The sequence below is a fragment of the Burkholderia stabilis genome (assembly GCF_001742165.1).
GTDB lineage: Bacteria > Pseudomonadota > Gammaproteobacteria > Burkholderiales > Burkholderiaceae > Burkholderia > Burkholderia stabilis.
In genome coordinates this window covers 1,113,375-1,130,239 of the sequence record NZ_CP016443.1, presented here as the reverse complement: position 1 = coordinate 1,130,239, position 16,865 = coordinate 1,113,375, and the positions used below count along the sequence as shown (strand labels likewise).

Genomic DNA, 16,865 nt, shown 5'->3' with positions numbered 1-16,865 from the left:
ATGCGCGCGCTCGCCAATCGCGGCAACGCGGCGAGCTACCTGGGCCGCTACGCGGAGGCGGTCGACAGCTATGCGCGCGCGCTCGATGCCGAGCCGGGCAGCATCGGCGTGCTGTGCAACTACGCGAGCGCGCTGATGCGTGTCGATCGTCACGACGACGCACACGACCTGTGCGACCGTGCGCTGGCGATCGACCCGCACTACACGCCTGCGTCGTTCACGCGCGCACGCGTGCGGCTCGAATCGCACCGCTACGACGATGCGCTCGACGATCTCGCACGCGTGATCGCCGCAACGCCGCGCGACAAGCTCGCGCATTTTCATCGCGGCAGCGCATTGCGCGCGCTGCGACGCAACGACGACGCGCTGCGCGCGTATGCGGAAGCGATCGACATCGATCCCGACTATGCGCACGCGCACTGCATGCGGTCGTTCCTGTGCCTGTCGATCGGCGATTTCGAAGCCGGCTGGGCCGAATACGAATGGCGCTGGCGCGACAGCCAGCTCGACGGCAGCCGGCGCGACTTCGCGCAGCCGCGCTGGACGCACGGGATGCCGCTCGACGGGCAGACGATCCTGCTGTATCCGGAGCAGGGGCTCGGCGACACGCTGCAGTTCTGTCGTTACGTGCCGCTCGTGAAGGCGCTCGGCGCGCGTGTCGTGCTCGAGGCGCCGGTCGAACTGAAGGCGCTGTTCGCGACGCTCGACGGCGTCGACGTGCTCGTCGCGCGCGGCGACCCGCTGCCGCCGTTCGATCTGCATTGCCCGCTGCTGAGCCTGCCGCTCGAATTTCGCACCGATCTTGCGTCGATTCCGGCGGGCGCGCCGTACCTGCGTGCCGATCCCGCGCGCGTCGAGCACTGGCGTACGCGCCTGGGTGCGACCGACCGGCCGCGCATCGGCCTCGTCTGGGCCGGCAACCCGCTGCACCTGAACGACCGCAATCGCTCGATCACGCTCGCCGACCTGGTGCCGCTGCTCGACGACCGCTACGAATGGATCAGCCTGCACAAGGTGATCCGCGACGAGGATCGCGCCACGCTCGACGCGAGCGCGATTCGCTTCGTCGGCGACGCGCTGACGGATTTCGCGGAAACGGCCGCGCTGACCGATGTGATGGACGCGGTGATCAGCGTCGATACGTCGGTCGCGCACCTGGCCGGCGCGCTCGGCCGGCCGCTCGCCGTGATGCTGCCGCACACGCCCGACTTCCGCTGGCTGCTCGATCGCGACGACAGCCCGTGGTATCCGGGCGCGCGACTGTTCCGCCAGCCGGAGGGCGGCCAGTGGGCGCCGGTCGTCGAGCGGATTCGCGACGCGCTGCCGGCGCTGGCGGCGGGGGCGCTGCGATGAGCATGGCGCAGGCGCCGGCGTTCGGCGCGGGCGCCGCACCGTTGCGGGCGGCGGTCGACGATGCGTTGCGCCATGCGCGCGCGCGGCTCGAGCAGCGCGATCTCGCGGGCGCGGGGCGGCTCTACGAGGGAGTGCTGGCGATGATGCCCGACCACGTCGAGGCGCTGCACCTGCTCGGAGTCGTGCATCTTCAGCGCGGCGATCCCGTGCGCGCGGAGCCGTTGATCGCGCGATCGATGCGATCCGGCTTGAATCATCCGTGGAATTTCGCGAATCATGCGGCGGCGCTGACCGGCGCGGGCCGTCATCGTGAGGCACTCGATGCCGCTGCCCAGGCGCTCGCGCGCGACCCCGGTCATGCGCCGGCGCATGCGGCGCGCGGCGACGCACTGCACGCGCTCGGGCGGCACGGCGAAGCGGTCGGCGCCTGCGATCTCGCGCTGGCGCGCGAACCGGGCCGCGCGTCGACGTGGGTCCGGCGCGGCGAGGCATTGCGCGCGCTCGGCCGGCCGGCCGACGCGCTGATCAGCATCGAGCGCGCGCTGCGGCTCGATCCGGACGACCCGGCAGCGCTCGCCGAACGCGGCCATGCGTTGCGCGCGCTCGGCCGCGGCGACGAGGCGCTGCATTGTTTCCAGCTCGCGATGGTCGTGCGCGGCAAGACGCCCGATCTCGTCTATGCGTGCGGCTATACGCTGATCGAGCTGGGGCGGCCGGCCGAAGCGCTGGCGTGTCTCGACGAAGCGCTCGCGCGGCTGCCGGACGACATGCAGCTGCTGTTCGTGAGCTGCGTCGCACTCGATCTGCTGCATCTGCGCGACGCGTTGCTCAAGCGCAGCGACCGGCTGCTCGCGCGCGATCGCGACCACGTCGGCGCGTGGGTCGGCCGCGGCAACGCGCTGCTCGGGCTGCGGCGCCACGAGGAAGCCGCGCACGCGTACGGCGAAGCGCTTGCGCGCGCGCCGGCGGATTTCGACGCGCTGCGCAATCGGGCCGGCGCGCTGCGGGCGTCCGGCGCGTACGACGAAGCGCTCGCGCATTACGACCGTGCGCTCGACGCGCGCGGCCCGCACGCGGAAGTGCTGTGCAATCGCGCGATCACGCAACAACTGCTCGGCCGTTACGACGACGCGCTCGCGAGTTACGCGGCCGCCGCCAGCGCGCCCAGCCGCACGGCGCAGGAGATTTATACGCGCGCGGTCGCACGCCAGCAGCTCGGCGACTACGCCGCCGCGCTGGCCGATTTCGCGCTGGCGTGCGTGCGCGATCCGAATCATGGCGTCGCGCGCCGGTCCGAGGCGTTCTGCCGCCTGGTGATGGGCGACTTAGATGCGGGCTGGCGGCAGCACGAAACGCGCTGGGATGCCGCCGACGTGACGCTGCACCGGCGTCATGCGGACCGCCCGCAATGGACGGGCGACGCGCCGCTCGCGGGGCGCACGCTGCTGCTGCATGCGGAGCAGGGCTTCGGCGACACGCTGCAGTTCTGCCGTTACGCGAGCCTCGCGCATGATCGCGGCGCGACCGTGCTCATTGACGCGCCGGCCGCGCTGGCCGGTCTGCTGGGCACGCTGCGCGGCGTGAGCCGCGTCGTCGTCGACGGCCAGCCGGCGCCCGCGTTCGATCTCCATTGCCCGATGCTGAGTCTGCCGTTCGCGTTCCGCACGACGCTCGACACGGTGCCGGCCGGCGTGCCGTACCTGCATGCCGACCCGCGGCGGCGCGCCGAATGGATCGGGCGGCTCGACGCGGCCGCGCCGTCACGACGGTTGCGCATCGGGCTCGCGTGGTCGGGCAATCCGGACCACGCGAACGACGAAAACCGGTCGATGACGTTCGCCGCGCTCGCGCCGCTCGTCGCGCTCGATGCGACGTTCGTGAGCCTGCAGGTCGGCGTGCGTGCGCGCGACGCCGACGCGTTCGCCGCGAGCGGCGTGCTGTCGTTCGAGGCGGAGTTGACCGATTTCGCGGAAACGGCTGCGCTCGTCGACACGCTGGACCTCGTCATCGCGGTCGATACGTCGGTCGTGCATCTGGCCGGCGCGCTCGGGCGGCCCACGTGGGTGCTGCTGCCGCGCGTGCCGGACTGGCGCTGGCTGCTCGAACGCGACGACAGCCCGTGGTATCCGCACGCAACGCTGTTCCGGCAGCAGCGGCCCGGCGACTGGCCGGCGCTGGTCGAGCGTGTGGCCGAGGCGCTGGCAGCCCGCATTGGCGCGCATCGCGCAAGCGCGTGACCGGCCCACTGTGACAAAAGCTACGGACCTTTCGCATCCGGCCGGAATGGTCCGTAACACCCGCCACGCGGTTGCCATCGCGTCTTCGTATGTTCTTGTGATTCTGGCGGCCGGGTTCAGGCCGGGACGCAATGACCAGACGCGGCAACGGATCGGCACCGCTTTCGGCGCGACCGTCGTCAAGCGCAATTTCATAGGATTCGGGGTGAAGAATGGCAGCACGCGCACGCACGGCACGACAACCTGACGCGACGGGGTCGCGCTCGACCCTGAAATCGGAACTGCGGCCGCTGGTTCAGGCCGTGGCGCTGATGCTGCTGGCGGGCGCGTCCGCGCACGTGCAGGCCGCGGGGATCATGAACCTCGGGGCGGCGACGCCGCGTGCGTCGGGCGGCGCGGCAGGCGCCGGCGGTGCGCCGGGCATGCCGAATCTCGGCGTGTCGCCGCAGCAGGCGCTGCAGGCGAGCCAGCCGTCGATCCGCAACCTCGGCTATGCCGCACATGCGATCGCCGCGCAGATCGCCGCGCAGCAGAACGCGGCTGCCGCGGCGGCGAAGCTGCCGTCGACCGTGCCGAACGGGCTTGCGCCGGGCGGGCTGCAGGTGGCGAACGGCGTGACCTTCGTGACGGACAACAACGGCAACCCGATCAGTCAGAACACGGATGCCGGCAACCCGCTGCTGTGGGTCAACGCGAACGGACCGAAGCAGACCGTCGACGGCAGCGGGCACGTGAACGTCGACGTCAAGCAGACCGGGCAGAACGCGGTGCTGACGTGGGAGACGATGAACGTCGGCCGGCAGACCACGCTGAACTTCGACCAGTCGGCCGGCACGCAGACGAACGGCGCGAACAACTGGGCCGTGCTGAACCGGATCAACGACCCGAGCGGGCGGCCGAGCCAGATTCTCGGCAACATCACCGCGCAGGGCGCGGTGTACGTGATCAACCGCAACGGCGTGCTGTTCGGTGCGGGGTCGCAGGTCAACGTGCATTCGCTGGTTGCGTCGTCGCTGAACCTGCTCGACATGAAGAATCAGCTCGTGCCGACGCCGGCGGGCATCGTTGCGAGCAACCAGCAGTTCCTGAGTTTGCCGGCGGGGACGACGGGCGGGCTGGCTTATCCGGAGTCGGGGAGTTCGGGCGGAACGGTCGGGGCGGGGGGGCAAGCCGAACGAGGTGCTGGGGCTCGGTAGTCAGGCGCTGCTGATCGGGACGTATCAGGCGCCGGGCGACGTGACGATCGAGCAGGGGGCGTCGATCACGACGCATACCAACGGTACGGCGAGCGACGGCGGGTTCGTGCTGGTTGCGGCGCCGAACGTGACGAACGCGGGCAGCATTTCGGCGACGTCGGGGCAAGTCGTGCTCGCGGCGGGCGTGGGGGTGAGCCTGCGGCCGAACGGAGCCGGGGCGACGGGCAACCCGCAAGTCCTGCTGCCGGAGTTGAGCGGGCAGATCGTGACGACGGATTTTCAGACCGGCGGGACGATCGACGTCACGCCGGCTGGCACGTTGACCAATACGGGCATCGTCCAGGCTGCCCGCGGCAACGTGAACCTGCTTGGCAGCCGCGTTGCGCAAAACGGCGTGGTGGGCGTGACGACGAGCGTCAACACGCCGGGCACGATCACGATCTCGACGGCGGACGAGTATGCGTCGAACAATCCGCTGGGCAATCCGTATACGGGCACGGTCCCGGTCACGGGCGGCACCGGCGGCGGCGACAACGTCAATCGCGCCGGCCTGCTGAGCTTCGGGCCGGGATCGGTGACGACCGTGTTGTCCGACAACAATGGCCAGACCGCGACGTCGACGCCGGGCACGACGTTCACGCCGGGCGGCATCACGATGACGGCCGGTTCGGTCTGGTTCCAGGGTGGCTCGCTGATCGAGGCGCCGGGATCGAACGTGTCGGTCACGGCCTATGCGCCGTCGATCGTGTCGAACAAGGTGCCGGGCCAGACCGCGGTGCCGGGTCGCATCTACGTCGATGACGGCGCGACGATCGACGTGTCGGGGCTCGCAAACGTGCAGGCGCCGATCTCGCAGACGCTCGTGACGATCGACCGGATCGGCCAGAACGAACTGGCCGATTCGCCGCTGCTGCGCAACAGCTTCCTGTTCGGGCTGAAGGGCGTCGTCGTCGACAGCACGCTGACGGGCACGCGCAGCGACGGCGTGCAGTGGGTCGGCAGCCCGATCCTGAACCTGTCGGGCTACGTGAACCTGATTCCGCGCACCGTCGATCAACTGCTGACCAACGGCGGCACGATCACGCTGTCGGGCAACGAGGTGATGACCGCGACCGGTTCGTCGATGAACCTGAACGGCGGGTACGTGCATTACAACGGCGGGATGGTCAACACGACGCGGCTCGTCGACGCCAACGGTGCAATCGTGCCGATCGGACAGGCGAGCCCCTATGAGCGTTACATCGGCATCGCCGGGCAGTTCGTCGAGAGTCACCCGCGCTGGGGCGTGACGAAGTCCTGGTTCAACCCGCTGCAGACGGGCGGCACTTACCAGTCCGACTACATCGTCGGCGGCAATGCGGGCACGCTCGACCTGTTCGCGTCGCAGGCGCTGGTGCTCGACGGCGACATCAGCGCGCAGGCGTTCGGCGGCGCGAAGCAGATGCAGGGCAACAGCCTGCCGTCGGGCGGCACGTTCAACCTCGGCGCCGATCCGAAGCTGGCCGGCGGCGCGCTGGCCGGGATGACGTGGAACACCGGCGCTAACCCGACGATCACGTTCAACGGCATCTCGGGCTTCGCGATCCTGCAGGACAACGCGCCGCAACTCGGCGCGCTGATGCCGGGTTTCTCGATCGGTACGCCGATCGACAAGACCGCGTACCAGTCGCTGGCCGCCAACGATCCGAACAACCTGCTGACGACGCAGATCGTGCCCGTTGCGAAGTTGAACAGCGGCAGTTTCGCGAACCTGAACGTGTCGGAGGACAAGAACACGGGCAAGGGCATCGTGGTTGCGCAGGGCACGCAACTGAATCTGCAGCCGGGTGGTTCGATCTCGCTCAACAGCCCGGCGGTCGGCGCCGACGTGAACGTCGCGGGGCGGCTGTCCGCGCCGTCCGGTTCGATTTCGATCACGAGCGGCGGCAATGTGGTCGTCGGGCCGCAGGGCGCGATCAATGCCGCAGGCCAGTGGGTGAACAACGATGTGCAGGCCGCGCCGGGTACGACGCCCGGCAACAGCCAGTTCATCAACGGCGGCAGCATTTCGCTGTCGGCAAAGCAGAATTCGACCTTCGTGGACGGCGTCGCCGTGGACGCGACAGGATCGATCCTGCTGCAACCGGGCAGCGTGCTCGACGTATCGAGCGGCGGCGAAATGCTCGCGAACGGTCAGTTGCTGATGCAGAACGGTGTCCCGGCCGGACGCGGAGGCAACGTTACGTTGCAGACATACGCCGCTTCGCAGGCGACGCAGCAGTTCGGTCATACGCGCGACAGCGGTTCGCCGCTGCCTGCTACCCAACCGGTTGCAGGCACGATCGCGATGGGCGGTACGATTCTGAGCGAAGGTTTTTCGGGGGGCGGCACACTGACGCTGGAGGCGCTCGGCTTCCGGATCGGTGGAGACCGCGCGGCGGCGGCGCCGTGGGACGTCTATCTGCCCGAAAACTTCTTCTCGCAACAGGGCTTCGGCAAGTACGTGCTGAATGCGTACTACGATTCGACCGTCGCGCCGGGTGCAGCGGCCGCACTCACTCAGTTGAACCGTATTCCGGATGCACTGGCGCTCCAGCAGACAGGGTCGGGCGCGAATCTGTCTGCTGGCAGCCTGACGACGATCGGTCAGCTCGACGCCTATCACCGGCAACCGACGAACCTCGTGTTGACGGGCGGGAGTTACGTTGCGTGGCAAAACGGGCCGGACGGCCCGCCGCCATCGTATCCGGGCGTAACCGGTGCGGTGACGCTGTCGTCCGGGGCATCGATCAATGCCGATGCGGGGGCGAGCATCGCGCTCGCTTCACCGAAGCAGGTTACCGTGCTCGGCTTGGTGGTCGCGCCGGGCGGCGCGATCGTGCTGAGTGCCGATACTGGCGGCACGACCGGTCAACCGGGGCAATTCAATGTCTACACGCCGAGCAACAGCCGATCTGTCTGGCTCGGTTCCGATGCGACGCTCGACGTATCCGGTGTCGCGCTCGCCAATCCGCTCGCCACGCCTGTCAAAGTGGGGGAACGACTGTCGTGCCCAATTCCGGCAAGGTTCTGCCGGGCGGTTCGGTGACGCTGTCGAGCGATGCGGGTTACGTCGTCGCACAAACCGGTTCGACGATCGACGTGTCGGGCACGTCGGCGAACTTCGATCGTTTGCAGGCGAACGGCACTTATGCGTCGCAGCCCGTGTGGAGCGATGCCGGTTCGATCACGCTGTCGGCCGCGTACGGCCTCTTCGCGGACGGGACGCTGGCCGGCCACGGTGGCGCTTCGCAGGCGCGCGGCGGCACGCTTGCGATTCTGCCGCATCAGAACAGTAGCTCGGCCGGTGCGACGGCGCTCGTCGTGCGGCAGAGCGGGACGCTCGTTCCCGCCGGACTTGCGCCGGGCCAGGATTTCTCGGCTGCGATCGATCCGACCACCGGGCAGCCGATCGGTCAGCCGACGGGCGTGATCCAGTTCGCCGCCGATCGCCTGAACGGTTCTGGAATCGCGAATCTCGTGCTGGGTGACGGCACGCCGTCCCCGATTCCCGCGCCGGTGCCGCCGATCGCATTTGCGGGCAACGTGAACCTGACGCTACCCGAATCCGTGACGCTGAATGCCGGCCGGATCGCGGCGATCGGGATGGATCAGCTTTCGACGCTGTTGTCGACACCGGCCAAGCCGGCCGGCGGCAGTTCGGTGCTCGCGGACCAACTCGCGCAGCCGCCAGCCAATCCGCTCGGCACGACGGTGACGATCAACGCGCCTTATGTCGCGCTGGTTGGCCCGATCGCCACCTCGTCAACGCCCGCATTCGCGCCGGTCGCGACGCTTTCCGATGCAACGCTGAACGTGAACGCATCGTTTCTCGACCTGCGCAATCAGATCCAGTTGAACAATATCGGCCAGGCGAATCTGGCGAGCAGCGGCGATATCCGGCTGAGTTCGACCAGCGTGGCGACGAGCGGGCCTGCCGCGCTGGCCCCCGGCATGCTGTATACGCCGGGTAACGTGTCGTTCAATGCGGCGGACGTGTATCCGGCCACCGGCAGCACCTTCATCGTCGACGCAGTCGGCCCGGTCGATTCGACCACCGGCAAACCCGCGCCGACCACCGTCACGTTCGGTACGACCGGTTCGTCCGGCACGCCGCTGTCGGCCGGCGGCACGCTGCTCGTCGACGCGACGAACATCGTGCAGGGCGGTAACGTACGCGCCCCGTCGGGCACGCTCGTGTTCGGGGTCGGCGATCCGACGAACGCCGCGACGCAGAAGCAGTTCGGCAACCTGCCGCTCGTCGCGACCGATTCGGTGACGTTCGCGAACGGCAGCGTGACGTCGGTTTCGAACGGCGGATCGACCATTCCTTACGGCACGACGATCGACGGCGTCGAATGGCAGTTCAACCCGCTCGCGGGCACGACCGCATCCGACCTGAATGCGCCGCCGGCCAAGTACATCGGCGTGAACGGCACCAGCGTCGCGCTCAACAAGGGCGCGACGATCGACCTGTCCGGCGGCGGCGACCTGCAGGCAGCCGAATGGGTGCCGGGCACGGGCGGCACGCGCGACGTGCTGTCGCAATACAACGTGAGCTACGCAAGCGGCAAGGGGGCGACGGCGGTGCCGGTCAACGCGGGCGCCGGGAACGTCTACGCCATCGTGCCGGGCGCGCAATCGCCGGTGGCCGCATACGATCCGCTGTTCGCACAGTCGATACAGCCGGACGTCGCCAGCAACGGCACGCCGACGACGCAGACCGTGACGCTCGGCGTCGGCCAGGCCGGGATGAATGACGCGATCGGCAAAGCCGTGTACCTGTCCGGCGTGCCGGGCCTCGCGGCCGGTTATTACACGCTGCTGCCGGGCAAGTACGCGACGCTGCCGGGCGCGTACCGCGTGACGGTGTCGGCGACCACCGGCAACGTCGTGCCGGGCGCGTCGCAGGTGCTGCCGGACGGCACCGTGACGACGGCCGGGTACTTCGCCGATGCCGTGACGGGCGGGCGCAGCGCAACGCCGACGCTCTTCAACGTGCAGTCGGGGGCGGTGTGGCAGCAGTACTCTCAGTACACGCTGAAGGGTGCGAACGACTTCTTCACCGCGCAGGCCGCGAAGCAGGGCAACGTGACACCGCCGCTGCCGGTGGATGCCGGCCAGCTCGTACTGGCCGCGACGAAGGCGCTCACGCTCGGTGCGACGCTGAACGCAGTCGCCGGCGCGGGCGGCGCACCGGCCGAGGTCGACATCGCGTCGCGTGACATCCAGATCACCGGCAACGGCAGCGCGGCGCTGCCCGGCTATCTGCAGATCGGCGGCGATGCGCTCGATTCGTTGACCGCCGGCAGCTTGCTGATCGGCGGCACGCGCGCAGCGACGACGAAAGGTGTGACCATCACGCCGATCGCGAACAGCGTGGTGGTGTCGAACGACGCGAACACGTCGTTGAAGGGCCCCGAGATTCTGCTGGTGACGAAGACCGACGCGAGCGGTACGGATTCGAACGCGGCAAACGGCTTGCGTGTCGACGCAGGCGCATCGATCGTAGCGGCAGGCGATTATCCGGCGGCGAAGGACCAGCCGATCACGATCGCCGGCGACGGTGCGCTGCTGCGCGTGTCGAACGGCGCGATGGCGCCGCTCACGCGCACGGGCGGCACCGGCACGGGATTGCTGACGGTCGGCGCAGGCGCGACGCTGTCGGGCGGTCAGGCGCTGATGCTCGATTCGTCGGGCAACCTGAAGGTCGACCCGAGTGCGGTGCTGTCGGCGAAGGCGATCACGGCTGACGGTTCGGCGATCACGTTCACCAATGCGACTGGCGCAGCCGCGGCGAACCTGCCGGGCTTCGTGATCGACCAGGCCGGGCTTGCGCAGCTTTCCAACGCGGATCTCGTCACGCTGCGCAGCTATGGCGCGATGGGTTTCGTCGGCGACGTGAACGCGACGTTCGGCAAGAGCGTCGACCTGAGCGCGGGCACGTTCACGAGCGATGGCGGCCGCGTGACGCTGAACGGGCAGCAGATCGCGTTCACGAACGAGACGGGTGCGCCGAATGGCACGGTCACGCCGGGTAACGGCACGCTGACGGTCAACGCGAAGGAGATCGACTTCGGCACGGGCACGAAGGCGTTGAGCGGATTCTCGTCGGCGAACATGACGGCAAGCGGCGGCATCGTCGGGCAAGGCACGGGGACGTTCGATTTCGGTGCGCTGCCGGTCACGCTCAATGCGCCTGTGTATCTGGCCGATACGAGTTCCGCATCGACCGTGAAGACGACCGGCGCACTGACGCTGAACGGCGCGGCCGGCACTGCGTTGACGAAGACGCCGGTGGGCGGCGCATGGCATTTCGTTGGCGGCACGCTCGCCGACAACGGCGCGACGATCGCCGCGCCGGCCGGCAACGTGAGCCTCGAGGCGACCACCGGCAACCTGACGATCGGCAGCGGCTCGACGGTCAGCGCCGCGGGCGTGTCGAAGCAGTTCTTCGACGTGACGCAATACGCGCCGGCAGGTTCGATCACCCTGACCGCCGATGCAGGGACGGTCGACGTGCAGTCGGGCACGACGCTCGATTTCTCGGGCGCGAAGGGCGGCGGCGCGGCGGGCAGCCTGACGCTGTCGGCGCCGAAGCAGGTCGTGAATCTGAACGGCACGATCAAGGGCGGTGCGACGAATGGCTATGCAGGCGGTTCGCTGTCGCTCGACACGGCCGGCGCGGCCGATCTCGATTCGCTCGCGAAGACACTCGCATCGAGCGGCGTGAACCAGTCGATTGCCGTTCATACGAAGTCGGGCAACCTGACGCTGTCGGCCGGCAACGCGCTGACCGCGCGCTCGGTGTCGCTGACGGCCGACGGCGGCGCGGGCAATGCATCGGATACGGCAAACGGCAACGTGAACGTGCTGGGAACGATCGACGCGTCGGGCAAGGCGGGCGGACAGATCGACCTGTACGGCCGCAGCGGCGTCGACGTGGAGGGCACGCTGCTCGCGCGCGGCTCCGATCCGACGCAGCGCGGCGGCAAGGTGAATATCGGCACGAGCGCAGTGTTCGATCCGACCGTCGCGAATCCGTACAACGCGACTTACGGCTACGAGAACATCGATCCGTCGCGCTCGGGGCTGATTCGCGTCGGTGCGGATGCGCTGATCGACGTGTCGGGCGGGACGGCCGGCGGGTTGTCGGGCGGCACCGTGAATTTCCGTGCGCCGCTGCTTGCGGACGGCAGCGTCGATGTCCAGTTGCCGAATACGTTCAACAGCGGCAAGGGCATCGTCGGTTCGCGTGCGACGACGCTCGAAGCGTATGCGACGTGGAGCACGACCGACGCGACGTCGGGCGCACAGCACTTCGACGGCATCGTCGATCCGGCGGGCTGGTACGACAGCAAAGGGCATTTGCTGGGCGGCACATTTACCGCACAAGGCGCTAATCCGCCGACCTTCACGTTCGCACCGAACGCGAACGGCGACGGCGGCGGCACGCTGACGAACAATGCGACCGGTGCGCAGGTGACATTGACGGGTAGCGACGCAGACCAGGCCTCACTGTATAACGGCGTCACGTCGATCGGCTTCCCGGGGATGAGCAGCACGTACTTCGTGCCGACGACCGCGAACGCCGATCATCAGAATTTCTACGGCGGACAGATCGTCAAGGCGAGCGACGGCACGCTGTCGATGACGCCCGGCACGCTGATGGGATTCATTCAGAGCGGACTCGGTGCCAACGGGCCGACGCTGCAAGGGTCGACGGGGAATATCGCGAATTTCCGCGTGGCGCCAGGGATCGAATTCGACAACCCGAGCACGGCGATCAACAGCGGCAATATCTCGATCTTGTCGAACTGGAATCTGGGCGCGGGGCTGCCGAACAATAGCGGGACGATCGATCCTGCGTATCGCTATAACCGAACGATCGCGCCGATGCTGACGTTCCGGGCGACGAACAATTTCGACGCGAAAGCGAGTATTACCGACGGGTTCTTCCAGAGCCAGGTCGCGACGATTCTGGGGGCGGCGGGGACGGGTTCTGCTACCGGGACGTATGCGGCAGCGCTGGCGTTGTACAACAGCCTGATGTCGCTGGATGATCCGGCGTCGATCAGCGTGCAATTTACCGATGGATCAACTCAGTCACTGACGTCGATCAGTAAAGATTCGACGAATCCGCTCTACGACCCGAACGTTGCATTGACTGCACCACTCCAGAATCAGGCGCCTCTGTACTACTCCGACTATCTGGAGTACGGCAATTCGTGGGGTTCGTATTACGGATACTGGGCAAGCGGGAACTATGCATTCCACATCATGCCTTATGTCCCGTTGCGTATTCCCGCACCGGTGCTGTCGAACTATGCGTCATACCAGGATTATGCGAACGCGTACTTTGGTCCGGGTTCCTGGTTGTTTGGGTATGCAAGTAATACCGTTGCCGGAGTGGTGCGAAACGGCGTGGTTTTCTTTGAGAAATTTGGCACGCCGACGCCGCCGGTCATGTCGTCAAAGCCTGGCGATTACGGACAGTACATCGCTTTATACGGGAACTATCTGTCGCGATTGACTTTCACGAAATCGCCCAATTTTGCGTTCGTTGATCCAAGGAACGCGTATAGCTTCTTCTATGCGCCTGCCTCTCCGCTGTCGATTCCTAACACGGGCGTCAACATCGGTGCACTGCCAGGCAATACGGCGGCCAACGTTGCAACGAAAGACAACCCGTTGCCGATCAGCTATGCAGCATTGCTAGGTGGTCAAAGCACGTCATATCGCATTGTTGGTGGCGCAGATCTGGCAAGTGCCAATCCGCTCGCTGTACAGCCGAATGCGGCGCTCGATTCCGCCAGCGTATCTGCGGGCAACGTGACGTTGAATCAGCACACGGCCTATGTCGATTCGAACGGACTGACGTTGCTTCAGCCGACGACGATCCGAACGGGAACCGGGTCGATCGACATCGCCGCGGCCAACGATTTCACGCTGGCGGATACGGTCGCGCCGGGTGTCGTGTATACGGCGGGCGCGCCGGCGCAGGGTTCACCGACGTTGGGGCTTGCTTCGGCGGTGATGAATGGGGGGGTAGGCAAGGCGGATATTCTGGTCACGCCGGCCGTGAATCCCGACTCGGCGGGAGACATTTCTATTCGTGTGCAGGGCGATATAAACGGCCTCCAGAACGTGATTGATGCAACAGGCGCGGTGACGGGGGGAGCGGGCAACAGCATTAGCCAGTACTGGTGGCAGTGGATGCAGATCACGGCAGGGAAAACCTCGGATGGCAATTTTATCGTTGCTCCGCTGACCCGGACATCAATCGATTTCGGTGCGTTCGACCAAGGCGTGATGAGTGTCGGCGGCAACGTCGCGATCAGTGCCGGCGGCAATATTTCGGACCTGGCCGTGTCGTTGCCGACCACGTGGTACCTGGATGGCAACGGCAAACCTGTCACGGTCGGCGGTGGAAATCTGACGGTGCGAGCGGGCGGCGATATTCTGAGCGGCGACTACTTCGTCGCGAAGGGGGCAGGGACGATATCGGCCGGCGGAAGCATCGGGCCGGACATCACCGTCTCGTCTCCCCGGACTGGGGTGGCTCCAATTGCCGTATCGACGGTGCTTGCGACGCAGGACGGCATATTCGATGTCACGGCGCGTCAAGGCGCAGACATCGGTGCAGTGTTGAACCCGTCCTATGCGAGCGGATTCTCGCCGCCCGGCGGACAGCCCACCAAGGCTGTCAATCTGTTCAGCTACGGACAGTACGCCGACAGCCAGGGATACTCACCGACTTCCGCGGTGAATGTGCTCTCCACAACCGGCGACGTTAGAATCGGTGCGCTCGGTGGCTTGTTGACCGGGGCAAATGGCGTACTGCCGGCGAGCGTCAATCTGACGGCATTCGACGGAGGGATCAATGTCCAATCGGGTGGTGTGCTTTATCCGTCGGCCGTCGGCCAGTTGAATCTGGTTGCGGATCGATCCGTGAATCTTTCCAGCATATCGTCACTACTGGTTGGAACCAGCTTGCCCAATACGTTCGGTATGTCCGACGCCGATCCGTCGCAGATGCCTTCGCCGACGAATCCACTCGCTGTGATTCCGGCATTGACCGATACGACACTTGTCGGACATGCGCTTAATGCACTGCATGGCGACGACATGCAACCCGCGCGAATCTACAGCCTGAATGGCAGCATCGTTAATGGCACAGTGGACAATCCCAATTCCAGTGACGGCTTCTACCGGAGCCTCGTTACGCTATCGATCGACAAACCGGCGTTGGTACAGGCCGGGCAGGACATCGTCAACCTCGCGTTCTGGGGGCAGAACCTGCGTAGCTCCGATGTGACACGAGTCGTGGCCGGCCGAGATATCTACGACACATCGATCCCGTACGCAGGTGGCGGCGCTGTCCCGGTGTTGGTGATCGGCGGGCCGGGATGGTTCGATGTGCAGGCAGGACGTAACATCGGCCCGTTGACGAGTCGGGCAGAGTTGTACAACCAACAGGCTATCCCCACTGGGGTCCCGCTTTTCACTGGTATCGACGCCGTCGGCAACGCGAACAACCCGAACCTGCCTCACGAGAGTGCGAACGTCAACGTGCTGTTCGGCGTTGGTCCCGGCGTCGATTTGCCGGGGTTCATCTCGACCTATATCGCGCCGGGCAGCTCGGTTGCCGGCGTGCCGAGCGCGACGCCCGCATTGGTCGCGTTCATGGAGCAGTACGACGCGGGGGCGCTTGGTGTTGACACGGGCCTGCAGGCGGACAAGGACGCCGCGCTTGCCAGGGTCGGACGGTTGACAGCCGACGATGCGTGGAAGCAATTCAAGGCGTTGCCGTCTTACGTACAGCAGCTTTTTGCGGAAAAGGTACTGTTCGGCGTCCTCGCGCAAGTCGGTGCGGACTTCAATGATCCGGCGAGCCGGTACAACGGCCAGTATTCGCGAGGTTATCAGGCAATCAACACGCTGTTTCCCGCATCGTTCGGCTACACGGCGAACAATCTGGGCGGCGGCTCCAACGGGGCGAACAAGTCGGCGAGCACGGGCAACCTCGACATCCGAAGCACGACGATCCAGACGCAGCAAGGTGGCGATGTGACGATCCTCGGCCCGGGCGGGCAGGCACTCGTTGGCAGTACGACGGCGCCGCCGCAGATCGTGGACGCGAACGGCAAGGTGGTGGCCGGCCCCGGCACGATGGGGATCCTGACGCTCGAGAAAGGCAACGTCGATATCTTTACCGACCAGAGCGTACTGCTCGCGCAGAGCCGGATCTTCACCGAGCAGGGCGGCGACATGACGATCTGGAGCTCGAACGGTGACATCAACGCGGGCAAGGGCGCGAAGACGTCGGCCGATACGCCGGCGCCGCAGTATGTATGCGATGCGAACCACTACTGCACGGTCGATTCGCGCGGTCAGGTGACGGGCGCGGGTATCGCGACGCTGCAGAGCATCCCGGGTGCGCCGAAAGGCACGGTCAACCTGATTGCGCCGCGCGGGACCGTCGATGCGGGCGACGCGGGCATTCGTGCTGGCAACCTGAACGTTGCCGCGTTGCGTGTGGTGAATGCCGACAACATCCAGGTCACCGGGAAGGCGACCGGCATTCCGCTCGTGCAGGCTGTGAACACGGGAGCGCTGACGGCGGCGAGTTCGGCCGCGTCTGCCGCGAGCCAGGTCGCACAAGACGTCGCAAGAAACAATGCTTCAGGCGTTGCCCCGCGTCGCTGGACGATCAGCGTGCAGGTTGAAGGCTTCGGGGACAACGGTCCGGATGGCGGGTCGAAACGGCGCAAGTCGGAGCAGGTTGGCTACGATTCGTCCAATGCGGTGTCATTGCTGGGGTTTGGCGCAGCCGGGCCGACTCAGCGGACGTTGTTGAGCAAGGAGGAACTCGGGAAGCTGAACAGGTTCTGATTCGACGGCATCGGGATGGATTGAACCGGACGGAGAGAAAGCCCCGCCTCGCATGGTCGAGCGCGGGGCATTTTGTTTTCGGAGGTCGAATCGCATTTGCCCGGTTTATCTGTCCGGTGAACGTCTTGTCGATAAGACCGGTGCGGCTTTCGTTTGGTCCCGGCTC

Annotated in this window: 2 protein-coding genes and 1 pseudogene; all 3 read left to right on the top strand. The window is 66.6% G+C overall.

The features are described 5' to 3' along the window. The 3 genes and pseudogenes from BBJ41_RS41640 (at position 1) to BBJ41_RS23010 (ending at position 16,699) form a co-directional block, all read left to right on the top strand. Positions 1-1,353 carry a tetratricopeptide repeat protein gene (locus BBJ41_RS41640; protein WP_236872132.1) on the top strand — a complete coding sequence of 451 codons (1,353 nt, stop codon included), beginning with the start codon at positions 1-3 and terminating at the stop codon, positions 1,351-1,353. 2 nt (positions 1,354-1,355) lie between these two features. Continuing rightward, entirely contained in the window at positions 1,356-3,590 is a 2,235-nt protein-coding gene (locus BBJ41_RS23015; RefSeq protein ID WP_069750333.1) for a tetratricopeptide repeat protein, read from the top strand. Positions 3,591-3,901: 311 nt separating this feature from the next. Further along, positions 3,902-16,699: pseudogene (locus BBJ41_RS23010) on the top strand (filamentous haemagglutinin family protein). Positions 16,700-16,865: the final 166 nt, after the last annotated feature.